Source organism: Luteitalea sp., assembly GCA_009377605.1.
GTDB lineage: Bacteria > Acidobacteriota > Vicinamibacteria > Vicinamibacterales > Vicinamibacteraceae > WHTT01.
The window spans coordinates 1-23,560 of record WHTT01000065.1 but is presented as its reverse complement, the minus strand read 5'-3'; the positions used below and the strand labels follow the sequence as shown (position 1 = coordinate 23,560).

Sequence of the window (23,560 nt, the reverse complement as noted above, 5' to 3'; positions counted from 1 at the left end):
AGGAAACGCAATGCCCAATCTCGTTGGAATGCCCATTGTTCTGGGCCAGGACGCGTTCACGTCCAGCGCCACGCAGCTGCACCCGCTCGGTACGCGTGGGTTCACGAAAGACGGCCGTCGGTTCCGGTACGCGCAGGCGGGCGCGACGACCGTGGCCGGCAGTCTGTATCAGTCGGCGGCGCCGCTGGCCAACCATCTGGCGAACACGCCACCAGCCGTGGACAGCGGCGCGAAGTCCTTCGTGTACACGCCGGGCGCGACGGGCGGTGCCGCGAACCTGTATGCCGAAGGGTACATGCAGGTCGATACCACGCCGGGCAACGGGTACACCTACCAGGTGTCCGGGCACGGCGCGATCACGGCCTCTACGGCGTTCACGCTGACGCTGGTGGACCCGATCCAGGTCGCGCTCACGACGTCGTCGCGGGTGGGCCTGATCGCTAACCCGTACAAGAACGTGATCGTGGCGGCGACGACGGTGACGGCTCCGGCCGTCGGCGTCTCGCCGTGCATCATCGCGTCTGGCGAGTACGGCTGGCTGCAGACGTACGGCCCAGCCTCGGTCCTCGTCAACGGCACGCCGGGTGTCGGGGTCGGCGTGGTCAGCTCCGCGACCACGGCGGGCGCCGTCGATGTCGCGGCGGTGGCGGCGGAAATCAACGTCCGCATCCTCGGCCGGATGGCGCAGGTCGGGGTGAGCGGGAAAAATAATTTCTGCTTCTTGACTCTGGATTAACCCGTATCCCGAGGGGCGGCGGGGAGTCCGCCCCACCCTCACCCGAGGTGACGCATGGCATTTGGCACAGGCAAGCACACGCGCGAGGCGTACGAGGCCGCGCACAAGAAAGCAGAGGCACAGGTGAGCACAGCACCAGCAGACACCACCCCGGCGACCCCTGAGGCCGCCCCGCCGGCCATCAGCGGCTTGAGTCTCGCGGACCTGCAGGCCCTGATGGGCAGCATGACGGCCGCGCAGACGGCGGCGCTCCAGCCCCTCTTGGAGAAGGTCGGGCAGACCAACGCCACCGCTATGCGCTCGGCGCTGGTGAAGCACAACCCCGACTACAACGAAGTTTCACCCTTCACGCATCCCGAAGGGGAGAAGGCCAAGCCGAAGGCGAAGCTGTCGCGGCCGACCTACTTCGGGAAGCTCGATTTCCAGGGCGACCGCGAAGTGATCATCGGCGCGAAGATGCGCGAAGACGACCTGACGCCAGACGAAGTCGATCTGTTCAACCGCATCACGAAGACCTGCCGCGCCGGGAAGTTCAAAGCGGAAGTGCGGGACATCGGCAGCGGCGCCGAACTGCATGTGGGCGTGCCGTTGTCGAGCGACGACGACAAGCTGAGTCTCCCGTCGCTGGTGGACATCCTCTTAGCGTTGAACGGGCAACCGACGACGACCACGGACCTGCGGAAGCGGATCGAGGAACTGGAAGCGAAGAACGCCGAACTGGAGGCGCTGATCGCCTGACCGTCCGGTCGTGCGCGTCGTTGCCCGCTGGTGCGGTCCGGTGTGTCCACCCACACCGCGCACCCCAGCATCAGACGGCGCGCACGGTCGGACGGTTGGGCAGGAGCGGGGATGTCAAGTCTGAACGGGCGAATGCTGGTGTATCTGGAGGCGACCTACGCTGGCGCGGAGAATCCGTTTCCCGACGGGGCGGACTTCATGACGCTGCTGACGTACGACCAGGCGCAGCGCACCGGCACGGCGACGGCACGGTTCCTCGCCCTGATCGCGGCGGCGAACGCCCATGAGGCGGAATAGATGGCCCGCCTGACCCTCGTCGCGCCGCGGCCTGTCGCCCTGCTCGATGCGCACGGCCGGCCCTGTGGCGTCGTGACGGTGCCGCATGGAGACGCCTATACCCCGCGCGAGGTGACGCACCAGGGCCAGCGGTACGAGCGGATACAGGGCGATCCCCTGACCTATCAGCAGATGACGCCGCCCGTCGGTCTTGGTGGACCGATCGCCTACGTCATCGAGGACGTGCGCGGGCGGGAAGTGCGGCGCGGGGAGCTGACGGCGGATCGGGTGCCGTCGCATCTCGACGGCGCGCGGCTCAGGACGATCAGCGGGCCGGACGGCCGAGTGGTGTATCGGCAGGAGGCCGAGGCGTAAATGGATTATCCAGTACAAGCCGAAGCCGCGTTTCTCCGGCAACTGCTCGGCGCGAGTGGCGGCAACGACGTTAACAAGACACTGATCGCTGGCTGGTTGCGCTTCCTGCTCTGCGGCTTGCAGATCGATGACAGCGGCGTCATGACGTTGTCGGTGCCACCAGCGTTTTCTGGGCTTAACCTGGTGGACGTGAATGCGGTCACCCTTGATGGATGGGAGGCCACCCAGATTCAGGACGCCGTCAACGTGGTGTTCCATGGGGCGGTCGGGGATGGGGTGACCGACGACACGGCGGCGATCCAAGCGGCGATCACCGCGGCAGCGAGTCAGGCCGTCTTCTTTCCACAGGGCACCTATCTGGTGTCAGGGAGCCTGACAGGGATTACGTCTGGGTCGCGGCTCTTTGGAGCCAACGCGGTGCTGCAGCAGACCGCCGCGTTCGCGAAAACGATCGCGCTCAGCGGCGTGTCGGATATTGACATCCGTGGGCTGCAGTTCGTGGGGCTCGGGACCGAACACAACGGGGCGAACACGAGCTTTAACGGGGTCGCGGCCGTCTACATGCTGAATTGCGCCCGCATCCAGATCGGCCAGTGCCGCATGACGAACCATGCCGGCGGGGCGATTCGGTGGCAAGGCACGATGGACGGACTGCAGGTCTACAACAACACCATCGTGGGCATCGGCGCGGCCGGGGGGATCCAGGCAGGCGACAACAACGCGGATGTCGCGGTGGGGTCCTGGACCACGACGCAGAACGACAATATCGTCATCACCGATAACGACATCTCTGGGCACTGCTTTGGGGTCGCGGTGGGCGAGGCGAGCAGCGCGGTCATCAGCAGCAATCATGTTCATGACATTCCAGGGCAGCACGCGATCTACTTGAATAGTGCGGGCGAGACGGTCGTGTCGGGGAATGTGATCCGTGACATCGCCTTCATTGGGATCAAGAACCAGATCAACGGCACGGACGTGGTGGTCGCGGACGACGTGGTGGAAGGGAATCTACTGCACGCGTGTGGACAAACTGGCATCTCGGTCGATACCACGGCCGGATCGACCGGGTGTTTCTTTGACCGCGTCACCATTCGTGGAAACCACATCACGGCGGTGGGGACGGACTATGGCATCGCGGTCGGTGACAACCGTGATGTGGTGATCGAAGGCAATTACATCCAGGGCACCGGCGCCTATGGGATCTATTTCCTAGACTCCCATGGGTGGATTCGCCACAACGTCATCCACGAGGCGAATTGGACGTCGATCTTCGGCGCGGTGACGCACGATACGGAAGTCGTCGGGAATAGCGTGGTCGATGGGGTGCTCAACGCGGAAGCGGGGGCGGACAATAACCGGTATCGCTACCTTCTCCACCTGACGGATTCGACGAAGGCGACCGTGGCGAATCCGCAGGTCCTGCTGACGGGCAATGTGTTCCGATTTACGGTCGCGGAGCCCACGTTGTATCTCAACGCGGTGCGCCTGACGACGGACCTGCGCGCGTTCCTTCGACAGAACGACAACTTTACGACCAAGCCGATGACGTTCTCGACGGGGGTGCTGCAGCACTACGCCCCCGGCGTGTCGCATCTCGCCGATCTGCAGGTCTCCGCCGACCTAAACCCGACCACGCCGCTCTATGGGACTGGCCGGCGGTGGTTGTATGGCACGCAAGACCCCGCCGCGGCGTCCATGACGGCCACGTTCCGGGCCGGGGATGTGTGTTGGAATGCCACCCCCACGAGTGGGGAAGCCGTCGGGTGGGTCTGCACCAGCAGTGGCGCGCCGGGGACATGGGCGCCGTTTGCGGGCGTGAATATCTATGACGGATCAAATCTCACCCTCAGCGGCGATCTGATCCACACCGCGACACCGGGGGTGTTCCGGGCGAACACGAGCGATGGGGCCGACAGCTCCTACGTGGCGGTAGTGGGTGGTGGTGCGGCGACACAGGACCGTGGCGCGATGCTTCGGGCGTACGGCAACGAGGATGCCAGCTCGCCGGGTCGTGTAAGTCTCACGGTCGGGAATGTCGCCAACTCCAAGTTCGAGGTGCTGGGGGCGGACGGCGGTGCGGATCTGACGATCGATGGCGCGACAGGCGCTGCGGCGTTCACGAGCAGCGTGAAGTCTTCGAGTGCCACGGCCGGGATCGGGTATGCCACCGGCGCGGGGAGCACCGTCACGCAACTGACCTCGAAGGCCACTGGCGTCACGATCAACACCGTCACTGGACAGATCACGTCACACAACGCGAGCGTGGCCTCTGGGGTCGGCGTAGGGTTTTCGGTGACAAATTCTGCGGTTGCTGCAACGGACGTCATCCTCCTGTCGGTCGGCTCTGGGGCGTCGAATGATTCATACCGCTTGCTCCCCAATGCCGTGTCTGCGGGATCGTTTCGTATCACGATCGAAAACCGGTCAGGCGGGGCGCTAGGTGAGGCTGTTGTCATTAACTTCGCTGTCATCAAGGGGGTGGCAGCATGACCCTACTTGAGATCGAAACGGACATCTATTCACGGCTCGGCAAGAGCCTCACGCCGGACACGGTGACGCAGGCACGGATACGCCGCTTTATCAACCAGCGGTACCGCCGACTGCGGTCGCTGATGGGTAACGGGCAGGTGGCGGACTTCCAGACCACGCTGGACTCCGTCGCCTCGCAGCAGCGGTACGCCTTCGGGCCGGCCGTTAGTCGCATTAACACCGTCTACGAGACGACGAACCAGATCCCGCTGACCGAGCGGTCGCTGGAGTGGCTCCGCAATGTGGACCCGAACGCCATCAACGAGGACGGGACGCCGGAGGTGTTCGTGCCGGTCGGCTATCAGCCGGTGGCGACGCAGCCGGCCGATGCCTCGGAACTGTTCGTCAAGAGCACGAGCGCGAGCGACACTGGCACCTGCTACGTCGAAGTCGTGCGGACAGGCCAGATGCCGCGAACCCTCAGCGTCACGATGACGGGCCTGACGGCGGTGAGTCTCGGGGCCGCCATCACCGATGCCGAGCAGGTGACGAAGTTCTTCGTCAGCGCGGCGGCGGTCGGTCGGATCACGCTCCACGAGGACAGCGGGGCTGGGACGGAGCTCGGCGCCATTCCTATCGGGCAGGTGGCAGGGAAGTACTTCATCGTGCTGCTCTGGCCCACGCCGGCCAGCGTCATCACCTACAACGTGGACTTCACCACACAGATCCCCGATCTCGCGCAGGCCAACGATACGCCGCTGGTGCCGGAGGAGTTCCACTACGTCATCGCGGCTGGGGCGCGCATGGACGAGTACGAGAAAGGCGACGACGAGGCGCGCCGCGCCCTTGCGGAGCGGGACTGGGAAACGGGCTGGCGCAAGGCGCGGGCGTATGTGCAGTTCCCGCCCTCACAGCGGTGGATTCCGCAGGGCGCATCGATCGGCTTCAGCAATCTAGGCGGCTGGTATCCGGCTGACGTGTGGCTGCCCTGATGGCGACGTACACCAAGACCACCGGACCGGTGCAGGAAGCGGCGATTACGGCGAAGCGCCTGAAGGCCACTGAGGCGGGCGGCGACTTCTCCGACAACGCGGCGTTTGTGGATCACGCCATCGACGCCATGCTCCAGCCGATCGTCGCGGAGTTCATCGAAGCACGGCTGCAGCTGGTGGCGGACGCCTACCGTACCGCACCGGCCAGCGCCCGCGCGACGGTGGACGAGGCGTTGGGACTCTGATGGCGGGCGCCCAGCGGAAGTATCTCCAGTGGATGGGCCTGCGGGGGCGGGATGGCTCGACGTCCGCCCCTATTCAGATTCCCGACTACAAGGTGAAAGAGGCGCTGAACGTCGATTTCTTCCGCGCCTCCTTTGCGCGGAAGCGCGGGGGCGCGGCCAGCGTCAGCCTGAGCAGCGCGGGCCTGACCGGCATCGTGAGCGCGGGCGCACGCCATGTGCCCAGCGCCTCAGAGACGGCCGCAGAGATGTGGCTGGTGGATGACGCGGCCACGCCGGTCATCGCGCGCAACGCGGCGGGAACGTGGAGCAACCCGACGTGGAAGGACAACATCACCAGCCGGCCGCAAGATGTCTGGTTTGTGAGCTTCAACGGCAAGCTGCACATCTTCGGGGACACCGCGCAGGACCGCTACCAGATTTTCGACCCCGCGATCAGCACGAGCGCGTTGCGGCGGGCGGGCCTGGATCCGCCGACCGGCTTTACGAGCGGTGACATCGCGAATACGGGGTCTGGCACCTATGCGGCCACGGCGCGGTGGTACAAGCAGCGGTACACCGTCCAAGTCGGCGGCACCACCGTCCTGCGCTCGGAAGCCACGGATGCCGTGATGTTCACCCCTAGCGGCACGGGCACGGCGGCGCGCGTCACCAAGGCGGATGCCCTCAACGAAGGTGAGACGCATTGGGAGTTGTACGGCGCGGCGGCCGAGGCTGGGCCGTTCTTCCTGTTGGCGACGACGGTAGTCGGAACGACCATTACCGACGACAGCGCTGACCCGAGCGGCTACAGCAGTGGCGACCTAGAGCCGACGGCCGGCGACTACACGACGCCCTCCAGCTTCAAGTACGCCATCGCGGACAACAACCGGATGCTCTGGGCGGGTGGCTGGGAAAGCGGCACGCCGCCGAATACGGTGTTTTTCTCGCCCGTGCTCGGCACAACTTCGGCGGGGTACTACGACGACGAGCGGCTACCGACCGACAACGAAATCCCGTTCAACGAACGGGACGGCGGCTTCATCACCGGGTTCGGCGGCCCGATCGAAAACATGGTGCTGGTGCTGAAGAACAATCAGACCTGGCGCCTGATTCCGACCGGCATCGAAGCGGACCCGTATCGCCGCAAGCTGGTGTCCGAAGTGGTCGGGAGCATCCGGCAACAGACCGTCGTGAAGGGCGAAGACGATGCGGGGCGCCCGATCGTGGCGTGGATCTCCGCGCAGGGACCCGTACGCTACAGCCCCGTCTACGGGCTACAAAAGATCGTGTGGGACGTGCAGGACATCTGGGACACGGTGAATCTCGCCGCGTCCACGGTGGTAGGGCATGGCGTCCGGCACGCCGACAAACATCAGATTTGGTGGTGGCTCTCGACGGGCGCGAACAACGAGCCGAACGTCAAGATCGTCTTCGACGAACGCCTCGGGCGCGTGATTGAGGCAGGCGTGGTGCGGGATGGCTGGGCGCAGCACACGGGCGAGAGTGCGAAGGCGCGCTGCTCCTTCATGTTCAGCAACACCATCGGCGCCACGATGAGCCGCGATCTAAAGCCCTACATCGGTCAACACGGCGCGGTGACGCGGCTCTGGAAGTGTGACACCGCAGATACCGATGACGCGGGGACGGCGTTCCAGGCGTACGTGGAGCTGCCCGATCGGCACTTCGGCCAACTCCATCACCTGTGCCAGACGGACAACCCGATCGTGCTCGGGAGTGTCGGCAGTCACACCCTGCGGGCGTCCTTCATCCGCGACTACGGCGCGGAGACACGGACGGCCGACGTGACGATGAGCGCCGTATCGGACGCCGAGACGGAAACGCGCATCGCGAAGGCCATTGAAGCCGGGTTCACCGCCGATGCCAAAGCCGTTGCCATTCGCATCGGGGACGCCTCCGCCGTGGCGTCGGCGTGGACGATTGACGCGATCAGCCTGCCCTATGAGCAGCGCGAACCGGTGGTGGTCTGATGCCGATTAGCTATCAGGGCGGATCAGGGCCGCGCGAACCGTACGCCGAGCAGCGGAACATCGAAGACGGCTTTGTGGAAGCCGAAGCGATGATCACGCAGGAGCACGACGCCTTCGGCGCGCACACGCACATCACCGCGCTCTCCCTCGACCAAGCGCGCGATCGGTCTGATGCCTTGCTCGAAATGCGCGCGGGGCTGCGGTTTCTTGGGGGCCCGTGGGCCTTTGAAGGCGATGGCGGGGCGGCGCCGCTCGGGGGCGGGGCTGTACTCAGAGCTGCGCCGATCACCGCGAACCAGAACAACTACGCGCCGGACGGCATCGAAGAGGCCGTCATTCTGGAACTCGAAAGCGATGCGGCCCGCACGATCACGGGCATCTCGCGAGGCGCGCTGTTGGCGCGGCGGCGCTTCCTGTACCTCGTCAATCGTGGCAACTTCACGCTCACGCTGGCGCACAACTCTGGAAGCTCGGTGGCCGGCAATCGCATCGCGGTCAGTGGCGGCCAGGACTTCGTGCTGCGCACTGGCGGGGTCGCGCTTGGATATTACGACAGTGGATCAGAGATATGGCGCGTGGAGGGTGGGCCAGTGACTCAGGTGCGATCGGTCCAACGGATGGATGTGACGTTCGCGAGTGGCGGCGGCGTCACGCAGAACTATGCCTTGGGGACGACGCTGGCTGATTACACCAAGGCGGTGATCGTCCGATGTTCGTCGTACTCCGAGTCCTCGGCCGCGGAGAACGCGTTCGCGGCGCCGCAGACGGCGCGTCTCACCAGCAACACAAACTTACGGATCACCGGCAGTGACACCCAAACGCGAACGATGATCGTAGAGATCGTCGAATACCAGAACCTGTAGGAGCGCGAAGACATGGCGCGTAAATACATCGACGACATCAACGACGAACCACCGGTCCCGTATCTCGATAGGCCGACGATGACGCCGCAGCCGGGGCCGAACCCGAACGCGACGGGTCGCGCAGGAGAGATCAACCGCGCAAATCCGACCGCCGACCCGTCCAAGCCCTACGTGCAGTCTGGCAGCGGCGGCTATATCGACGGCATCGGCGAAACCATCCGCGAGGGCAGCAGCCTGACGCAATCGCAATCCGATGCCGCCAGAGCGGCGGCGCGGGCGGCAGGGATTTCAGATGCGGACGCGGAGGACTTTCTCGCGCGCAATCCCGGCGATGCCCATCGGCTAGTGTCCGCGTTGGCCGGCGGCCAGAGCGGCGGCGGGAGTAACGACCTGCAGTCTGCGTACAGCGGCTACCTGGGGGGCAATACCAGCGGCGGCGGCACATCGCAGCCGCAGAATGACCCGCTGCGCGAGCTCGTCATCCAGCAGCTGATGGAGATCATCGCACAGGGCAATCGCACGTCGAGCCTGAGTGATCCAGCCCTCGCGCCCGCCGTGCAGGCCAACCGCGTGGCCCTCCAGCGCAGCGCGGATCAGCAGCGAGCTGAGGCGGCCGAGCGGCGCGCGTACGACGACTCCGGCGGGTTCGGCGCGAAGGCCTTTCGCGGAGACGTGGCGGGGATCGCGCAGCGCCAGGGCGAAGCGCAGGGCGCGTACGAAGGCGGCCTCCTGCTCCAGCAGCTCGAATCCGATCGCGACCGGCTGATGCAAGGGCTGAATCTGGCCATCGGGATTGGGGACGCGGACAGCGCGCGGGCGCTGCAGCTGCAGCTCGCGAACCTGCAGGCGGAGATCGAGCGGGAACGCCTCGGGTTCAACTACACGGCCTTGCAGTATCAGGCCAATCGGGACTCCACGCTGCCGTTTTTCTAAGGAGACGACATGGCACTAATCGACGGGGAATCGACGATGGAGCGGATGAAGCGGCAGGGCGGCCAGTTACAGCCCCCGCCTATTCGCGAAGGCATCGCGCCGGCCCCTGCGCCACAGCCGATGGCGGGCGTCGGCGCTGCGCTGCCTGGCCTTGTGGGCGCGGCCGGGGGGCTTGCGCCCTCGTTCGGCGCCACGCGGATGCAGCCCGTCCCGATACCCGGCATGGAGATGGCCGGCGGCCTCGCGAAGTCAGGTCCGCCGATGGTGTCGCCGCAGCTGATTCGAGAAGCCCTGATGCGGAAGTTGGGAGGGTAGCTATACGGGATTCTGGAGTGGGCTTGGGAAGGTGTTGAGTGTCGCGGCGCCGATTGCCGCGATTCCGTTCACAGGCGGGGCGTCAGCGTTGGCGCTCGGCGCCGGGGCCGCGGGCACGGGCGCGAAGATCCTGAGCGGGATCGGGAAGGCTGGTGATGTGCTCGGCTCGGTCGGCAACGTCGCCGGCAATACCGCGGCAGGACAGGCGCAGGGCCGCGAAACGGAAGCCCTCTTAAACCTGTCACGCGATCGTACCGCGGCGGACATCTACGGCACGCAGCAGAACGCGCGGTTCACGGCTGAGGACATGGCTAGATCGGCGCCGACGCAGGACGCCAAGCAGGCCGCGTACGGCGATGCGCTGGCCAACGTCCAAGACGTCAACATCAGCGCCCCCTCTGGCATCCCGATGGGCCAGATCAGCGGAGGGTTAAGGCCGTCCCTGTTCGGTGCAGAGACGCGCGGGATCGGCCAGAACTTGGTGCAGGACGCCGTGAAGCGCCGCCTGGCCGGCAGCACGGCGAGCGATTATCTGATCGACGCCCCAAGCCTCACGCCGATCCCAGACGCGGGCGGCATGGAGAAAACGATGGGCACGGTCGGCACCATCGGCAACATCATCGGCGCGGTGGGTGAAGGGCTCAAGGGTCGTCAGCAAGATCGTCAGGAGAGCCTGCCCGATCAGCGGTATCTGCAACCGTGGCAGCGGCCGGAGTTGACGGCGGGCCAGATCAACCGCCAGCCAGGTCTCCAGGCCCCGCTCCCGAACACCGCCGACCCGCGCCTACTGGCGGGCCTGATCGATCCGCGCCTGCGGGGGGTGCAGTAATGGCCGGTCTGGGCTTCGGGCGCTCGATGGGGGCGGCGGCGGGCGCGGATGCGCTGAAGCAGCTGATCACGCAACGGCTGCTGGAGGAACAGCGCCAGATCGAGAACCAGCGCGCGGGACAGCAGCTCGATCTGCAGGCCGCAGCCGGGCAACGGGCGAATCGTGGACTCACGCTGCAAGAGGATCAGTTCGCCGCCGACGAGGAGTACCGCGCGGGGCAGGCTGCGCGCCAGGGCCGCCTCGACGACGTGGACGCGGCGGATCGCCGTCAGGTCGGCAACGAGCGCGCCGTGCGGCGCATGACGATCGAAGGGCTGCAGCAGAGGACGGCGGACCCGCGCACGGCGCAACTAATGGCTGCTGGTGAGGGCGTGGATATTCCGATGGACGTGCTCGATCCGGAGAAGGGCACACGCGAGCAGGAGGCGCGCGACACGCGCTTACATCAGCAGCGGCTGGCACAGATCGGGGCGCAAGGCGCGCAGTCGCGGCAGACGCAGGCGGCGCGGCCTAGCGCCGGAGGCGCGGCGCAAGGCGATCCGGGGATGCGTGCGTTGGCAGCGATGACCGCGCGATCCGGACAGCTGCCTGAAGGCACCCCGACGCAGCGCGGCACCGTCATGCACGGCATGGCGAGTGACCCCGCGTTGCTCGCGCAGTACGAACAGACGCGCATGGAACCCATCCGCGCGCAGGCGCAGACCATGCGGTCGGCGATTGACGACCTCCTGACGGAAGAAGGCGCACTGACGCCGGGGTCGCGGGCGTTGTTTGGCGAGATGACGCCCGTGTGGTCGCGCGATCTTGGCGTGCGTGAAGGCACCGTGTCTGCGAACGCCTCCCTCCGGCAAATCGTCGGGCAGCGCGTGGTGGATCTCATTCGGGAGATGAAGGACCAGTCCCAGACGGGCGCGACGGGATTCGGCCAGCTCAATCGGGCGGAACTCGACATCATCCTGTCGGCCGCAACGCGGCTGACCCAGCGGTTGCCGGAGGCGGAGGCACAGCAGGAACTCGTCACCCTGCGGGAGAAGTTCGACAAGATTCTCCAGCCATCGGCTGGCGCGCAATTGGACGCGGCTGGTGGTGGCGGCGGCGGCGACGAAACGGACGCCCTGCTCAACGAACTACTGGGAGGGCGCTAATGCCGCGCGAAGATGACATCCGCCGCATTGTGTCAGGCGCGCGGGCGAAAGGTCTGGGCGACGACCAGATCCGCGCGCTCGTCGCGCGGTACGACGAGCGGCAGCAGCCGACACAGCTCCCAGCGGATGCCACGGCCGGGATGATGCCGCAGAGCACGATGGCTGGCGACCCGCAACCGGCGGAGCCGACCACGGGAGACAACATCCGCGACGTGCTCAAGTGGGGCGGTAACGTGATCGCCGGCATGACCGGCATGGGCTCGGCTGGGCGAGAAGCGGTCGAGAATCCGGCCTACACACTCGCCACGGCCGTCGGGCCTCCAGCGGCCGGTAAGGTGTTCACAGCCGCAGGCAAGGGCGCGTACAAGGGCGGCGTAGCCCTGCTCCCAAGAACGCTGAAGCAGCAGCATCCGAACATGGCGCAGACCGGGTTCAGAGAAGGGATCTCGCTGACGCGTCGTGGCGCGAAGAAGGCCGCCCGGCTCACCTCTGAATCGCGGGCGCAGGCCGACGACATGCTGGCCGTCGCGGAGCAGGGCGGCGCCGCGCCCGTACAACCGCGGCGCGTCGTCCAGTCGCTCCGGCCAGTGCGCGACAAGATGAAGAACCAGGCTGCGCTGGGGTTGCCAGACGAGACGCCGGCACTCGCCCAACGCGCCGCGACCTTCGCCAAGCGTAACAAGGGCGGCCTCCCGTTGACTAAAGCCCAGACGCTGAAGCGCGAAGCGCAGGATCTCGCGGAGACGGCCTACAAAGCGCGGGACCGCGGCGCGACCATCAACAGCATGGAGGCGCTGACGAACGAAGCGCAGGCGCGCGGATTGCGCGAAGGCATCGAAGAGATCGTGCCGACGGTCGGTCCGGTGAACGCGCGCACGCGGTCGTTGATGGGCGTGGCGCGCGGCGCGGAACACGCCTCTGAGACGGGCCATATTCTGTCGCGTCTTGGTGGTGCTGCCGGCACGGGCGCAGTACTGGGGTCAGTGGGTGGCCTACTGCCGGCCGTCGGTGGGGCGGCGGCTGGTTCAATGCTGACAACGCCCGGCGGCCTGACAGCGCTTGGCGTTGGTCTCAAGGGCGCCGGCCACTATACGCCGCAGATGCTGCGGGCGGCGCTGCTAGGACTACTAGCGCAGGAATGACCACATGCCGAACAGCACGGCCCCGAACACCAAGGCGCTTATGAGTGCGGCGACACCATAAGCGACGGCGGCTTCAAGGAGTTCAAAAAGTGTCATCTCGCGCACGTCGGCAATCAGTTCGGCCAGCGGCATCACAGGCCAAGGGTAACACGGGAGTCAAGGATGGCGGAGTATTGGCGCAACAGCAAGTCAGGCTCATATCCACTGCAAGTTCATTGGCCAGATAAACGCCGTGGCTAATAGAAATCAGATGACGATCAGCGCCATCTGCCAATCACGCACGATGGCCCTCGCGCTGCGCGATCAGGCGCATCCGTACTGGGCGCCCCTGAGTGAACAACCCGTCCAGGTCGTGCGCGTCGATCACGCGGGTGAAGCCGGCACGCTGAAACAGATCGCGGAGACAGGCTTCGGAGTACGCCACCAGATGGGCGCGCCCATTCAGGCAATAGGTACGGTCCTGATGGACGTCCACGGTGTCAAGTCGCGGCACGCTGACGACGCACACGCCACCAGGCCGCAGCGCGGCAGCGAACTGCCGGAGCGCGTCCAGCGGCCGGGGCAGATGCTCAAGCACATGGTAGGCGAGGACGCATTCGAAGCGGCCGTCATCGGGAATCGCGTCCACGCGGGCGTGCCGCGCAAAGGCCACATCGGTGGCGGGCTCGATGCCCCACGTCTGCCACCCCGCATCAGCAAAGGCATTCAGCCAGCGGCCGGTGCCGCAGCCGAAGTCGAGCACGCGCCGAGCGGTGTCTGGCACGAGGGCGTCGATGCGTGCGATCAGCGCGCGGCCGGCCGCGCCCTTGGTTTTGTGTGTCGCGGCCTCGAATCGGTCGGCATGCGTCTGTCCCCATCCGCCGGTCGGACTGTAGAAGTCGGCGAGGTGCTCAGGCGTGGGCTGTGGCCACGAGAACAGCAGGTCGCATGAGTCGCAGCGATACGCGACCAGGCGACCGGCTAATGGCCAGTCCGGCGCGGTGGTCACGCTGATGGCCGCGCAGGCCGGACAGGCGTCAGGACGGATGGACGGGTCAGTCGCGGGGGGCACAGCAGGGAAGCACCAGGAACGGGCCCGCGGCAGCCAGGAGTACGAAGACCGGGACGGCCATGAAGGGCGAAGAATACCACGGGAGACCAGGTGATTGAACAGGCAGCAGCGGTCATGGCCATCGTGGCCATCGGGGTCGGCGCACTGGGCTGGCTGTTCTCGCTCCACGGCCGGCTGAACGGCCACGACCGCGAGATCCGCGACGTGAAGGACGACATCAGGTACATCAGGCAAAAGATCGATCAAGTGCTCTTCTTGTCGCGCGGGGACCAGTGACCCCCATGCACCGCGTGATCGCGCTCGCCTCGGTGGCACGCATCGAGGAACTGATCGCCCGGCACATCGATCCAGACCTCATGGTCCAGCCGGACTGGCGACAGGTGCGGACGGATCTCGGCCGGATGTTGACGCATGCGCAGGCGCTGCGGGCGCTGCTGGGGGCGGCGTGACGCTACAGGAACGTGATGCGCTGGTCTCGCAGCTGGTGCTCCATGAAGGGCTGAAGCGCCGTCCATACCGCTGCACCGCTGGCAAGCTCACCGTGGGTATCGGGCGGAACCTCGAAGACCGGGACCTGTCGGACGCCGCGATCACCCTGCTGGTCACGGAAGACATCGACGAGTGCGAAGCGGATCTCGCAGACCACTTCGCGTGGTTTTCGAAGCTCGATTCGATCCGCCAGCGAGCGCTGCTCGATCTGCGCTTCAACCTGGGGCCGAGCCGCTTCCGGGGCTTCCGCAAGATGCTGACGGCGCTGGAGGCTGGCGACTACGGGGAGGCGGCCGCGCAGATGGTCGATAGCGACTGGGCCACGCAGGTCCAACGCTCCCGGGTGACGCGGCTGGTGGCGATGCTCCGGACGGGACAGGCGGCATGAGATGGCGCCACGCTTCCTCTTCGTCAGTTGGGGCGAGAATCCCGAGACCCCGATCACGATGCGGATCCCCGTGGACTGCGAAGCCCGTGCGCTGGCGCAGGGGTGGACGGTGCTGGTCCGGGAGTCGGACCTGATGCCGTTCAACGCGCCACGGGTGCGGGTGGATGTCGACCACTGGCTGGAGAACATGCCGTGAATCCGATCCGCCTCCTGAAAATCTTCGTGAAAGCCAACCGGCTGTTTTCTCTGCTTGAGCAGGGGACAGCCTCTTATGAAAAGGAACAGCGCGTGTCTAAGAGTCTTCTCTCTTCGAAAACATTCTGGTTCAACGTGGTCACCGCCGCCGTGGAACTCTCCGGCGTGCTGCCGCTGCCGCCCGGCGTGGCCGCCACGGTCGTGGGGGTGGGCAACATCGTGATCCGGTTGCTGACGAATCAGCCGGTGCACGTTGTGCCGCAGCGGTGAAAGAGCTTCCAGATTGCCCATGCTGTGATTCGGCTTCCTCGCTCGAAGCCATCCGCGCGGACGACAAAGGCGCCATCTGGTGCTACTGCCGGACGTGTTCAACGGCCGTGCTGATCAAGGATGGCGTGATCGTCCACCCGCGCTAGAGACGGCCCGCTGATCGCTCCGCAGGGCCTCTTCGCATTCACCACCCCTACGCGAAGAGGGAGCCGATCAGCGGGCCTATGTTCCGGTAGTGGGTCAGTTTGGCCGAGCCGATAAAAACTAACGGCCGGAGCGCCACGGTGACGCCCCGGCCGGTTCGCCCTAGCTTTCTCTGTACTTTTCAGTAAAAAGAGGCTAGTATTCGCTGTTAGCTGCTCGACCGCGTTTCAGGGACCACAAGCCTCCAAGCCTTCAGTCCCCTCGGCGGGTAAACGCGAACGCCCTTGCGGGTGATCCACTTCACGTAAATGACGTGGTAGCCCGCAGGGACGTCCTTATCAGGGTTATCCATCCACACTCACCTCCTAGCCGACGGACGGTTTCCGTCGCGCGGAGAACGGTGTTCCGTTCGCCTGGAGGCACGAGATGAAGCGTTTGGTAGCCCTGAGCGCAGCGCGTTCGGCGATCCTACATCAGCTCAGCACACCGCAACCGTATCCTGTAGGTCAGGAGCGACACGCGCGGGAGCCGATCAGCGGGCCTCACTGATCGCGGTCATGCCACGCGGGCGGTCAGGGACCGTAGTGGGTACATACCCCATCGCGCGGAAGCGCGCCCGCTGGTGATCCGCCCAGGTCGTCAGCGCCAGCAGATCGTGATCGGGGGACCGTTCGATGTATTCTGCGCCGCGACTGGCACCCCCGATATAGATGCGCATCTCCAGACCGTGCCAGGTGCTCCAGAGTTCACAGCGGACCAAGCCGCGTGGGCCTGAGAGGCACCAATAATCCTGGAGCCAAGTGTCAATGGTCGCCATGCCGGCACGCTACCACAGCTCAGCCGGGCAGGCTATACCGTCGAGGCCGGATACGGCACAGAAGCGTGATCGGACCTACCCGATCCGTCACGAGAGTGTGCAACTGAATGCAGCAGCGGGCGTTACATTACGGATGTGGTGACTGGCACGAGACCGGCTGTGTCTGACTGCTCATCCATCTGTTCCCTGTAACTTCCCCAAGGGGTCACACCATGCGCTATGTTTCCATGTGTACTGAGACAGCTACGGCTCCATGCGTTTCGCGGCGCGCGGCGTCTGTGGCCGTACAGCGCGAGTGCGCGGCGCTTGCCTCGATGGTGGCGGCGCTGCCAGTAGCGGCGCGTCGGGAGGTGTTCTATTTCGCTCGCTGTGCGGCCCGAAGCGCGCGACGGCGATCCACGCCTTCACATGCTGATACTGCTCGTAGCTCAGCGCGTGCAACTCCGCGAGCATCGCCTCGTCATCTGCGGTTAGCGTCAGGGCGCGGATCGGGGTCGCGACGATCTCCTGCTGGCGGCCGCTGATCCGCCGGTCCCGCCCGCCGCGTCGATCCTTTCCGCCCCGCCGTTCCGTCAACGGCGAAATCCCCGGCTGAAAGAGCTGGTAGGTGGCGATGCCGAAGAAGTCGGCAATGCGATCCAGGTACTTGAGCGGGATGCCCCGCTCCTTCTCACCTGGAGGCGGCGGCTTGTCGCTCAGGATCTTGCTCACCCACGGATCGGTTTTGCGGCACCAAACTGCCAAGTCGTGCGCCGTTTGCCCCCGCGCAGAGAGCAGCGTACGGATATTGCGCTTCAGGAGATAACTAGCCTTCATACGCCTTTAATAGACCTATCACGAGAGCACATGGCAAATCAGACACCTATGAGTAACTTGTATGTCGGTTTACTATTGCCTTTTTGCTAAACGCGCGTAGCATGGGTCCATGCACTCAGGGCCAGAACAATTCAAGGATTGGTTACGGCGTCGTGGTTTCAACCAAGCCGATGCGGCCAGGTATCTCGAATACGATCAGCCGTTCATCTCACAACTCCTGAGTGGCGCGCGATCGCCGGGACTCAAGAACGCGATTCACCTTGAGCGCCTGACGGGGATTCCCGTTGAGGCGTGGACGGCAAACGATCTTGACGAATCTGCCGTGACCATGCCTCGTGATAGTCGAACACGCGCGTCTTAACAAGGTGCAAACGACCATGCGCAAAGGTTTACATAATGTATCTTCAACGATCGTGTCTGGCTTGGCAGAACGCCAAGTTGGGCAGATTAGGTCGCGTGCCGTAAGGCTCGGGCGCGCACGTCCTCGCGCACGTCCGTATTCCTACCACAATTCACTTCTGTTCGCGCCGGTCGTCAGCGCACTGCTGATTCTCGCCTCAGCGGCTGGTGCCGAGGCGCAGACGCGCATCATCCCGTTGGCCTGGGGCTACGTCGAGATCACGAACAACGAAGTCTCCATCATTTCCACGGTGGACGATCCGCCCAAGGTGCGGATGGCGTCCATCGCCGGGGGGTCCCTGGGTGCGCTGTCCTTTGGGCGTCTCCGACCGGATGGCGTGCAGGAAGAAATGGTGCTGATTCAAGGGAAGCAGGACGAACGGGCACGATGTAATCCGCGTGATCTGAGCGGAGAAGTGACCGTGCATATTCGGAACGGGAACGACCCGGATAGTGACCGGGCCATGACGAAAGTCTTCGTGCTCCGGCACGACGGTGCGTGGCTGTTCGGTCAGCCTGAACCCGTGGCGTGGAAACAGCCTGGGTACTGCCGATGAACGACATGCACGCCGACCCCATCCGCACGCTCTGCGCGTGGTGCGTGGCGAATGGCCGGCCACAACAGGTACTCGTGGATCGACCGCTCGATGCGCGTGGACTCTCACACGGCATCTGCGACGACTGCCGCCGTGAGTGGGAGCGGCCGATGCGCGCGGCCAAGCGCGGGAAGGCGGCGTAGCCATGCCGTGGCTCGATTCCGCGAATCAGGAATTGCCCTTTCAGAGCGGCAGCGCCACGAGCCGTGATGCGGCGGTCGGTGCCGCGCGCTTCGTCGGCAAGCAAGGCGAGGCGGTGCTGCATTTCATCCGCTGGACCGGGAACCACGGGTGCACGCAGAAGGAAGCGAGCGCGAGCCTGACGATCGCCCGCGCATCGGTCGCGGCGCGCTTCAACGCCTTGGAACTGCGTGGCGACATCAGGAAGACCGACGAGCGCCGTGAGGCGTGCGCGGTGTACGTCGCCAGCCAGCAGGAGGCTACCCATGACTTCTGATCGCACGCTCGGCCCTGACGCGCTCCCGCTTGGCGGCCACGACAGCCTGAACAGCAGCCAAAAGCTGATCAACCGAACAGGTGAGGCAGGGGCTGACGATCTCACGCTGGAGATCGCCAACCTGAAAGCGGCGGTGTTGGATGGCCGGCACGACGGGCACGCCGCCAAGTTTGGCGCGGCGGTCGCACGGATGCTGCTCGGTGGGCAGCGGTGGGAAGGGAAGCCTTAACTGCATGTCAAGCATCGTCGCAGACAGCCCCGCGCGTCGTCAGGCAACTTCTGATGTTCGCGTCTCGGTCGTGAGGACAACAGCTGTTGACCAGCGCCGCGAATTGGTCCGGCAGTGCGTCTCCGATCTCGGCTGGACGCTGGAAGCGCTCGCCGTCGCGATGGGGAAATCCGAGGACTACAGGGCCTACATCTCGCGGGTCTTGAACGGGGAGAAGCCGCTCGGCCTGGAGTTCTTCGACGCGCTACCTGAGGACGTCAAGGCGGAATACCACAGTCGCGAGGCGACGGAGCGCGGGCGGATCGTCGTGATGCCGTCTCGTGGGGATGACGCGGTGCGGCATTTCGTTGCGGGCTTACTCGGTGTGTTCGATGCGCTGAAGGCGTCGACGCTGCCGGCCAAGGCGGGGCCGCCGCTCAAGGCAGAACTGACGCAGTCGCGTGAAAGGAAGGTGAGCTAGTGAGCACTCAATTACGGCAGCAGATTTCGTTTCACCACGCCATGCCCGTCGTGCAGCACCGCGATGGCCTTATCTGGCTCAGTCAAGAGGCGGGTGGCGTCGACGCGGTTTTCTATCTCTCTGGAGGCGCGCGAGCAGCCGCGGCGCAGGCACGGCAGATCGCCGCGCAGTTAATCGCGTGTGCGGAACAGGCCGAGCAGTTGTGTGAGGTGGAGTCCGGTGCTCGCCTCGAAGCCGTGCTGCAGGAGACGTAAGGACGAGAGAGAGAAGTTGGGGCAAGCAGGCCTATCTCCTGCCGCCCCCAGGACCACCAGCGACACACACGAGGAGGACCGCTGATGCCCGAAGAGAGTATGGCACCCAACCACGCGGAAGTGAACTACCAGCACATGCCGGACGTGGATTTCCGGCAGCAGATCGCGGACCAGATGCTCGCCACCTGGTTGTTCAATGTGCGCCGTCTGAGGACGGGCAAATTGACCGGCGACTTCAAGACGTGGCCGGAGCTGACCGACATCGAGCAGAACCACTATCTGCACCTGTCGGCGCTCGCGCTCAACATCATCTGGCCGGAGGGCCGCTAGGAGCAGACCGTGAACATCAACGACGCATTCCCCAGCAACTACCTGAAGGCTTCCGATCTCGGCGAGGCGCAGCCGGTCGTCGCCATCGATCGCGTGGAGCTGGAGCCGGTCGGCCGCAGCAAGGAGATGAAGCCGGTCGTCTACTTCGCCGGCAAGCAGAAGGGGATGGTCCTGAACAAGACCAACTCCAAAAAGATCGCGGAGATCGCCGGCAGCCACGACACCGACGACTGGCACGGTGTGCAGGTCCGGCTATTCGCCACGGAAGTGGATTTCCAGGGCGAGACGGTGGAGGCCATCCGCGTGAAGGCACCGGCTAAGCTCCCCGCGCATCCGAAGCCGCAGCCGGAACCGGAGTACGCCGCCGCGATGGACGACGAGTCAATTCCGTTCTGATCGGAAGGACGCCATGAGCCAGAACTACGCATCCGAACAGTACGACCCGCGCTACCGCGTGCTGGACATCGAAGCGACCGGCATCGACAGCGCGGCAGAGTTCATGGAGCCGATCGAGGCGCCGTCCAATTACAAGGATCCGGCCAAGATCGCCGCCTACATCGCGGAGGCGCAGCAGGCCGCGCTCGGCAAGTGCGCGCTCGACCCGGATCTGGCCCGCGTCGTCGCCGTCGGCATCGCGGACCCGGAGACGGGCAAGGTTGGTGTCATAACGGCTGACAGCGAGGCGCAGGAGCGCACGATGCTCGCGGAGGTCTGGCGACAGGTGCAGGGTCAGACGTCCATCGTCGGCTACAACATTCTCGGGTACGACCTGCCCGTGCTCTTGCGGCGCTCGCTCTACCTGGGCGTGCCGGCGCCGGCCATTCAGATCGACAAGTACCGCCATCCGAGCGTGATCGACCTGATGCAGCTCCTGTCGTTCAACGGGGCGATCAAGTTCCGCGGGCTGAAGTTCTACGCCAAGCGGTTCGGGATTCCGCTGGACGACGCGATCAGCGGGGCGGACGTGCCGGCGCTCATCGCGGCGGGGAAGTGGGCGGAGGTCTGCGCGCATGTGCGGTCGGATGTCGAGGTGACGCTGGCGCTCGCGCGGCGCATGGGGGTGTTGCGCGGCGTGGCCGCAGAGCAGGTGGCGTGATGGCCCGCGTGCTGCGTTTTGCGCTGGCCCGCCGCTGCCCGCACCGCTCGTGGATGCTGGTCAAGCTCGGGCTGCAGTGCCGGTGCTGTGGCCGGTATCGGGTGCGCCGGCCGCAGGTCGTGAGCTTTCCGGGGGCGGCGTAGGTGGACGCGCCCTGGTTCAATGGCGACGACGAGCGCGAGTTTGGGCCGGACCCGGATTCCGAACTCTGCCCCGACTGCGGCGCCTATCCGCAGGAACCGTGCGATCCGGAGTGCATCTGCTGGTACTGCCTCGAGCGGCGCGCACGACAGGCCGCGCTGGCGGCCATCACGAGGAGCGCGTAATGACGGAGGACTTTGACGATCTCGACCCTAAGTGCTACTGCCTCCGCCACGGCAAAGAACTGCCCATGAGCGAGTACGGCGTCCGCTACGGCGGGTGCGAAGAGTGCTCGCCGCCCGAGCCTGACGGTGAAGCCTTCCGTGGGGGCGAAGCCGCAGCGTATGAACGGGACCAGCAGATGGTCAAGGCGTCGAGGCTGAAGTAGATGGGCTGGCGCGATCACATCAACGACGTGCCGGATTACGCGCGGCTCTCTTATGAGAGGCAGGCGCATCATCGGCGGTTCGTCGCATACGTCGAGGCGCATGGCCTGCTGTGCCAGTCCTGCAGCGGCGCGGGTGGCGAACGCTACGTGTTGCTCGATGACGGCACTGGCCCGTGGGAACCGTGTGGCTGGTGCGAGGGCACAGGCAAGGTGACGCGGTGGTTGCGCGGACTCTGGCTGCGCACGCTGCGTGACGAGGCACAGGCGCGCCGACGGAGGGCAGCGTAGATGCCCACCCTGCTGGCCCTGTGGCGGGAGCTGTGGTGGTTGCCCCTGCTGATCCTGGGGTTGGTGGTCCTGGATCTCTATTTGTGGAAGGGAGAGGACCGTGGCGGACCCTGAGCGCGCCTATCACGCCTTCGCCAAGACGCCGACCCCACCCGGCGCGGATAAGGCCGGGAGCGCGCAGGCGCGGGATCGCAGCGAGGGGTGGTGCGAGGTGCGGTGGTTCGGGGCGACCGGGGCCATCGAGTATCGCTGCGATCGTGCGGCCACGCAGGTGCACCACATGCTCAGCGGCCGAGGGACGCGCGGTAAAGGGCTGTCGGCGCTCAAGGAGCACAAGCAGCACGTTTGCGATCAGTGCCACTTGGACATCACCGGGGGCGTCGGCGGGCGGAAGCTGCTCAGGGTGGGCGGTCAGCGCCCGCACTGGACGGATCGGTATCAGCGAGTCGAGATCCGGAGGCGCGCATGACCCTGCTCTCCCTCTGGCGACGGTATCAGCAGTGGCGAGTGGAGCGGAATTGGAGAAAACGAGCATGTCCGTCAGGCTGGTAGATCGTCTCCGGCACTTCATCTGTGGACTGCGCGGGCATGACCAAGTGCTGACGTTCGACCGGACGCGGATCGCGTTGCGGTGTACGAGCTGCCACGCTGAAACACCGGGATGGACGACGACGAAAGAGTCCGCACGGTCATGACTGATCACCAGTCTACTCGCCCGTCGTACGTCGATCTACTCACGCCTGACGCCGTTCGCCGGTTCTGGTCATATGTGTCCAAGGACGACGCCAGCGGCTGCTGGATATGGACCCGTTGTCGCGCGGACGGATACGGCGTGTTTGGAGTTGCGTGCAAGTCCTCATGGGCACACCGCATTAGTTGGGAGTTGCTGCGTGAGCGTATCCCAGACGGTCTGACCATTGATCATCTCTGCCGCAATCGTGCGTGCGTGAATCCGGCGCACTTAGAGCCGGTGACGAACAGAATCAACGTGCTACGCGGAGACAGTCAGCCGGCCAAGAATGCTCGGAAGACACATTGTGATCGTGGCCACGAATTGACGGGTGCCACTGTGTACCGCCGAGACAACGGTCGCGGGTGCCGCGAGTGCAAGCGTCTGACAGACGCCCAAGCCCAAGTCCGCAGGCGCATGCGCAACACGTCGATCACGGTTCTGCGCGGGGGGCGGCGGGCGTCATGACACAACGGCCGCTGCTCGAGCTAGACCCGTCCGTGCGGCGCGCGTTCGACTACTACCCGACGCCGGCCTGGATGACGCGGGCACTCCTGCGGCGCGTGCATCCGTTCGACGTGCTCGAGCCGTGCGCGGGGCAGTTGGCGATCGTCAAGGTGCTGGCGGCGGAGCGTCCGTCCGCGACGGGCTTCATCGAGAGCAACGATCTCGACCCAGCCACGCCGACCGACACGCATCTCGATGCCGCGCGCTCGGAGTACTGGCGCGACATTGCCGGGCGGACGCATAACCGCCCGTATTGGGGTGTGACGAACGTGCCGTTCGATCTGGCGGACGCCATTGTGCCGCTGGCCGTGCAGACGCTGCCGTGCTTCGCCACCATCCTCCGGCTGTCGTGGCTCGAGCCGACTGCGGCGCGCCAGCGGTTCCTGTCGGCAAATCCGCCGCGGACGGTGATCGTGATGCCTCGGCACGACTTCAAGGGGCGTGGGCAGACCGACAGCGTCACGTCGGCATGGTTCGTCTGGGAGCAGGG

Annotated in this window: 35 protein-coding genes; 32 read left to right on the top strand and 3 right to left on the bottom strand. The window is 65.5% G+C overall.

Going from position 1 to position 23,560, the window contains the following annotated elements; genetic code table 11:
• Positions 1-10: 10 nt before the first annotated feature.
• The 14 genes from GEV06_19810 (at position 11) to GEV06_19745 (ending at position 13,025) form a co-directional block, all read left to right on the top strand.
• A complete protein-coding gene (locus GEV06_19810; protein MPZ20139.1) occupies positions 11-736 on the top strand; it encodes a hypothetical protein in 726 nt (241 codons plus the stop codon).
• A gap of 54 nt (positions 737-790) precedes the next feature.
• Entirely contained in the window at positions 791-1,474 is a 684-nt protein-coding gene (locus GEV06_19805; GenBank protein MPZ20138.1) for a hypothetical protein, read from the top strand.
• Between the two features lie 111 nt (positions 1,475-1,585).
• Entirely contained in the window at positions 1,586-1,771 is a 186-nt protein-coding gene (locus tag GEV06_19800) for a hypothetical protein (protein MPZ20137.1), read from the top strand.
• A complete protein-coding gene (locus tag GEV06_19795) occupies positions 1,772-2,125 on the top strand; it encodes a hypothetical protein (GenBank protein MPZ20136.1) in 354 nt (117 codons plus the stop codon).
• The gene (locus tag GEV06_19790) at positions 2,126-4,615 is read left to right on the top strand and encodes a hypothetical protein (protein MPZ20135.1); all 2,490 of its coding nucleotides are present in this window, start codon (positions 2,126-2,128) and stop codon (positions 4,613-4,615) included. It abuts the gene before it with no gap.
• Entirely contained in the window at positions 4,612-5,586 is a 975-nt protein-coding gene (locus tag GEV06_19785) for a hypothetical protein (protein MPZ20134.1), read from the top strand. Before GEV06_19790 ends, GEV06_19785 begins: the two co-directional genes overlap by 4 nt.
• A complete protein-coding gene (locus GEV06_19780; protein ID MPZ20133.1) occupies positions 5,586-5,831 on the top strand; it encodes a hypothetical protein in 246 nt (81 codons plus the stop codon). The genes GEV06_19785 and GEV06_19780 overlap by 1 nt, the downstream gene beginning before the upstream one ends.
• Positions 5,831-7,798, top strand: a complete 1,968-nt coding sequence (locus GEV06_19775; GenBank protein ID MPZ20132.1) for a hypothetical protein — start codon at positions 5,831-5,833, stop codon at positions 7,796-7,798. Before GEV06_19780 ends, GEV06_19775 begins: the two co-directional genes overlap by 1 nt.
• Positions 7,798-8,661, top strand: a complete 864-nt coding sequence (locus tag GEV06_19770; GenBank protein ID MPZ20131.1) for a hypothetical protein — start codon at positions 7,798-7,800, stop codon at positions 8,659-8,661. The genes GEV06_19775 and GEV06_19770 overlap by 1 nt, the downstream gene beginning before the upstream one ends.
• 12 nt (positions 8,662-8,673) lie before the next feature.
• On the top strand, positions 8,674-9,594 hold the full coding sequence (locus GEV06_19765) for a hypothetical protein (GenBank protein MPZ20130.1): 921 nt from the start codon (positions 8,674-8,676) through the stop codon (positions 9,592-9,594).
• Between the two features lie 9 nt (positions 9,595-9,603).
• A complete protein-coding gene (locus GEV06_19760) occupies positions 9,604-9,909 on the top strand; it encodes a hypothetical protein (GenBank protein ID MPZ20129.1) in 306 nt (101 codons plus the stop codon).
• Between the two features lie 31 nt (positions 9,910-9,940).
• The gene (locus tag GEV06_19755; protein ID MPZ20128.1) at positions 9,941-10,738 is read left to right on the top strand and encodes a hypothetical protein; all 798 of its coding nucleotides are present in this window, start codon (positions 9,941-9,943) and stop codon (positions 10,736-10,738) included.
• Positions 10,738-11,883 carry a hypothetical protein gene (locus tag GEV06_19750; GenBank protein MPZ20127.1) on the top strand — a complete coding sequence of 382 codons (1,146 nt, stop codon included), beginning with the start codon at positions 10,738-10,740 and terminating at the stop codon, positions 11,881-11,883. The genes GEV06_19755 and GEV06_19750 overlap by 1 nt, the downstream gene beginning before the upstream one ends.
• Positions 11,883-13,025 (top strand): hypothetical protein, encoded by a 1,143-nt coding sequence (locus GEV06_19745; GenBank protein MPZ20126.1) that lies wholly within the window; start codon positions 11,883-11,885, stop codon positions 13,023-13,025. Before GEV06_19750 ends, GEV06_19745 begins: the two co-directional genes overlap by 1 nt.
• A gap of 274 nt (positions 13,026-13,299) precedes the next feature.
• Here GEV06_19745 and GEV06_19740 read toward each other — a convergent pair whose 3' ends face one another.
• The gene (locus GEV06_19740) at positions 13,300-14,427 is read right to left on the bottom strand and encodes a methyltransferase domain-containing protein (protein ID MPZ20125.1); all 1,128 of its coding nucleotides are present in this window, start codon (positions 14,425-14,427) and stop codon (positions 13,300-13,302) included.
• A 94-nt stretch (positions 14,428-14,521) separates the two neighbouring features.
• Here GEV06_19740 and GEV06_19735 point away from each other — a divergent pair, with 94 nt between their 5' ends.
• Genes GEV06_19735 through GEV06_19725 form a run of 3 tightly spaced genes read left to right on the top strand, consistent with a single transcriptional unit; the run spans position 14,522 to position 15,418 of the window.
• Positions 14,522-14,953, top strand: coding sequence for a lysozyme (locus GEV06_19735; GenBank protein ID MPZ20124.1), 432 nt, complete (start codon positions 14,522-14,524; stop codon positions 14,951-14,953).
• Between the two features lies 1 nt (position 14,954).
• Positions 14,955-15,149, top strand: coding sequence for a hypothetical protein (locus GEV06_19730; GenBank protein ID MPZ20123.1), 195 nt, complete (start codon positions 14,955-14,957; stop codon positions 15,147-15,149).
• A complete protein-coding gene (locus tag GEV06_19725; protein ID MPZ20122.1) occupies positions 15,146-15,418 on the top strand; it encodes a hypothetical protein in 273 nt (90 codons plus the stop codon). Before GEV06_19730 ends, GEV06_19725 begins: the two co-directional genes overlap by 4 nt.
• Before the next feature lie 676 nt (positions 15,419-16,094).
• Here GEV06_19725 and GEV06_19720 read toward each other — a convergent pair.
• Both GEV06_19720 and GEV06_19715 read right to left on the bottom strand, forming a co-directional pair.
• Positions 16,095-16,280 carry a hypothetical protein gene (locus GEV06_19720; GenBank protein MPZ20121.1) on the bottom strand — a complete coding sequence of 62 codons (186 nt, stop codon included), beginning with the start codon at positions 16,278-16,280 and terminating at the stop codon, positions 16,095-16,097.
• Positions 16,281-16,622: 342 nt separating this feature from the next.
• Positions 16,623-17,195: a hypothetical protein gene (locus GEV06_19715; protein ID MPZ20120.1), complete on the bottom strand. Its 573-nt coding sequence runs from the start codon at positions 17,193-17,195 to the stop codon at positions 16,623-16,625.
• 109 nt (positions 17,196-17,304) lie between these two features.
• On the opposite strand from GEV06_19715, the gene GEV06_19710 reads away from it, so the two are divergent.
• The 15 genes from GEV06_19710 to GEV06_19640 form a co-directional block, all read left to right on the top strand.
• Positions 17,305-17,556: a helix-turn-helix domain-containing protein gene (locus tag GEV06_19710; GenBank protein MPZ20119.1), complete on the top strand. Its 252-nt coding sequence runs from the start codon at positions 17,305-17,307 to the stop codon at positions 17,554-17,556.
• A gap of 61 nt (positions 17,557-17,617) precedes the next feature.
• Positions 17,618-18,151 (top strand): hypothetical protein, encoded by a 534-nt coding sequence (locus GEV06_19705; protein MPZ20118.1) that lies wholly within the window; start codon positions 17,618-17,620, stop codon positions 18,149-18,151.
• A complete protein-coding gene (locus GEV06_19700) occupies positions 18,148-18,333 on the top strand; it encodes a hypothetical protein (GenBank protein ID MPZ20117.1) in 186 nt (61 codons plus the stop codon). The genes GEV06_19705 and GEV06_19700 overlap by 4 nt, the downstream gene beginning before the upstream one ends.
• Positions 18,334-18,335: 2 nt before the next feature.
• On the top strand, positions 18,336-18,647 hold the full coding sequence (locus tag GEV06_19695; GenBank protein MPZ20116.1) for a hypothetical protein: 312 nt from the start codon (positions 18,336-18,338) through the stop codon (positions 18,645-18,647).
• Positions 18,637-18,876 (top strand): hypothetical protein, encoded by a 240-nt coding sequence (locus GEV06_19690; protein ID MPZ20115.1) that lies wholly within the window; start codon positions 18,637-18,639, stop codon positions 18,874-18,876. The genes GEV06_19695 and GEV06_19690 overlap by 11 nt, the downstream gene beginning before the upstream one ends.
• Positions 18,877-18,946: 70 nt before the next feature.
• Entirely contained in the window at positions 18,947-19,336 is a 390-nt protein-coding gene (locus tag GEV06_19685) for a hypothetical protein (GenBank protein MPZ20114.1), read from the top strand.
• Positions 19,336-19,590, top strand: coding sequence for a hypothetical protein (locus GEV06_19680; GenBank protein MPZ20113.1), 255 nt, complete (start codon positions 19,336-19,338; stop codon positions 19,588-19,590). The genes GEV06_19685 and GEV06_19680 overlap by 1 nt, the downstream gene beginning before the upstream one ends.
• Before the next feature lie 84 nt (positions 19,591-19,674).
• Positions 19,675-19,920, top strand: coding sequence for a hypothetical protein (locus tag GEV06_19675; GenBank protein MPZ20112.1), 246 nt, complete (start codon positions 19,675-19,677; stop codon positions 19,918-19,920).
• 9 nt (positions 19,921-19,929) lie between these two features.
• Positions 19,930-20,316, top strand: coding sequence for a hypothetical protein (locus GEV06_19670; GenBank protein ID MPZ20111.1), 387 nt, complete (start codon positions 19,930-19,932; stop codon positions 20,314-20,316).
• A gap of 13 nt (positions 20,317-20,329) precedes the next feature.
• A complete protein-coding gene (locus GEV06_19665) occupies positions 20,330-21,016 on the top strand; it encodes a hypothetical protein (protein ID MPZ20110.1) in 687 nt (228 codons plus the stop codon).
• Between the two features lie 325 nt (positions 21,017-21,341).
• On the top strand, positions 21,342-21,545 hold the full coding sequence (locus GEV06_19660; GenBank protein MPZ20109.1) for a hypothetical protein: 204 nt from the start codon (positions 21,342-21,344) through the stop codon (positions 21,543-21,545).
• Positions 21,546-21,833, top strand: coding sequence for a hypothetical protein (locus GEV06_19655; protein MPZ20108.1), 288 nt, complete (start codon positions 21,546-21,548; stop codon positions 21,831-21,833).
• 100 nt (positions 21,834-21,933) lie between these two features.
• The gene (locus GEV06_19650; protein MPZ20107.1) at positions 21,934-22,302 is read left to right on the top strand and encodes a hypothetical protein; all 369 of its coding nucleotides are present in this window, start codon (positions 21,934-21,936) and stop codon (positions 22,300-22,302) included.
• Positions 22,303-22,494: 192 nt separating this feature from the next.
• Positions 22,495-23,031, top strand: a complete 537-nt coding sequence (locus GEV06_19645) for an HNH endonuclease (GenBank protein MPZ20106.1) — start codon at positions 22,495-22,497, stop codon at positions 23,029-23,031.
• Positions 23,028-23,560 (top strand): hypothetical protein (locus GEV06_19640; protein MPZ20105.1); only part of this gene is annotated, 533 nt, incomplete at its 3' end. The genes GEV06_19645 and GEV06_19640, both read left to right, overlap by 4 nt.

Excerpts from the sequence above, each read along its gene's own strand:
- GEV06_19795 (MPZ20136.1), top strand. The coding sequence starts at position 1,772 with ATGGCCCGCCTGACCCTCGTCGCGCCGCGGCCTGTCGCCCTGCTCGAT.
- GEV06_19790 (MPZ20135.1), top strand. The coding sequence starts at position 2,126 with ATGGATTATCCAGTACAAGCCGAAGCCGCGTTTCTCCGGCAACTGCTC.
- GEV06_19745 (MPZ20126.1), top strand. The coding sequence starts at position 11,883 with ATGCCGCGCGAAGATGACATCCGCCGCATTGTGTCAGGCGCGCGGGCG.
- GEV06_19785 (MPZ20134.1), top strand. The coding sequence starts at position 4,612 with ATGACCCTACTTGAGATCGAAACGGACATCTATTCACGGCTCGGCAAG.
- GEV06_19800 (MPZ20137.1), top strand. The coding sequence starts at position 1,586 with ATGTCAAGTCTGAACGGGCGAATGCTGGTGTATCTGGAGGCGACCTAC.
- GEV06_19765 (MPZ20130.1), top strand. The coding sequence starts at position 8,674 with ATGGCGCGTAAATACATCGACGACATCAACGACGAACCACCGGTCCCG.
- GEV06_19690 (MPZ20115.1), top strand. The coding sequence starts at position 18,637 with ATGACTTCTGATCGCACGCTCGGCCCTGACGCGCTCCCGCTTGGCGGC.
- GEV06_19750 (MPZ20127.1), top strand. The coding sequence starts at position 10,738 with ATGGCCGGTCTGGGCTTCGGGCGCTCGATGGGGGCGGCGGCGGGCGCG.
- GEV06_19770 (MPZ20131.1), top strand. The coding sequence starts at position 7,798 with ATGCCGATTAGCTATCAGGGCGGATCAGGGCCGCGCGAACCGTACGCC.
- GEV06_19730 (MPZ20123.1), top strand. The coding sequence starts at position 14,955 with ATGGCGCCACGCTTCCTCTTCGTCAGTTGGGGCGAGAATCCCGAGACC.
- GEV06_19660 (MPZ20109.1), top strand. The coding sequence starts at position 21,342 with ATGACGGAGGACTTTGACGATCTCGACCCTAAGTGCTACTGCCTCCGC.
- GEV06_19720 (MPZ20121.1), bottom strand. The coding sequence starts at position 16,280 with ATGCGCATCTATATCGGGGGTGCCAGTCGCGGCGCAGAATACATCGAA.
- GEV06_19665 (MPZ20110.1), top strand. The coding sequence starts at position 20,330 with ATGAGCCAGAACTACGCATCCGAACAGTACGACCCGCGCTACCGCGTG.
- GEV06_19655 (MPZ20108.1), top strand. The coding sequence starts at position 21,546 with ATGGGCTGGCGCGATCACATCAACGACGTGCCGGATTACGCGCGGCTC.
- GEV06_19695 (MPZ20116.1), top strand. The coding sequence starts at position 18,336 with ATGCCGTGGCTCGATTCCGCGAATCAGGAATTGCCCTTTCAGAGCGGC.
- GEV06_19760 (MPZ20129.1), top strand. The coding sequence starts at position 9,604 with ATGGCACTAATCGACGGGGAATCGACGATGGAGCGGATGAAGCGGCAG.
- GEV06_19675 (MPZ20112.1), top strand. The coding sequence starts at position 19,675 with ATGCCCGAAGAGAGTATGGCACCCAACCACGCGGAAGTGAACTACCAG.
- GEV06_19810 (MPZ20139.1), top strand. The coding sequence starts at position 11 with ATGCCCAATCTCGTTGGAATGCCCATTGTTCTGGGCCAGGACGCGTTC.
- GEV06_19645 (MPZ20106.1), top strand. The coding sequence starts at position 22,495 with ATGGACGACGACGAAAGAGTCCGCACGGTCATGACTGATCACCAGTCT.
- GEV06_19805 (MPZ20138.1), top strand. The coding sequence starts at position 791 with ATGGCATTTGGCACAGGCAAGCACACGCGCGAGGCGTACGAGGCCGCG.
- GEV06_19715 (MPZ20120.1), bottom strand. The coding sequence starts at position 17,195 with ATGAAGGCTAGTTATCTCCTGAAGCGCAATATCCGTACGCTGCTCTCT.
- GEV06_19700 (MPZ20117.1), top strand. The coding sequence starts at position 18,148 with ATGAACGACATGCACGCCGACCCCATCCGCACGCTCTGCGCGTGGTGC.
- GEV06_19780 (MPZ20133.1), top strand. The coding sequence starts at position 5,586 with ATGGCGACGTACACCAAGACCACCGGACCGGTGCAGGAAGCGGCGATT.
- GEV06_19775 (MPZ20132.1), top strand. The coding sequence starts at position 5,831 with ATGGCGGGCGCCCAGCGGAAGTATCTCCAGTGGATGGGCCTGCGGGGG.
- GEV06_19710 (MPZ20119.1), top strand. The coding sequence starts at position 17,305 with ATGCACTCAGGGCCAGAACAATTCAAGGATTGGTTACGGCGTCGTGGT.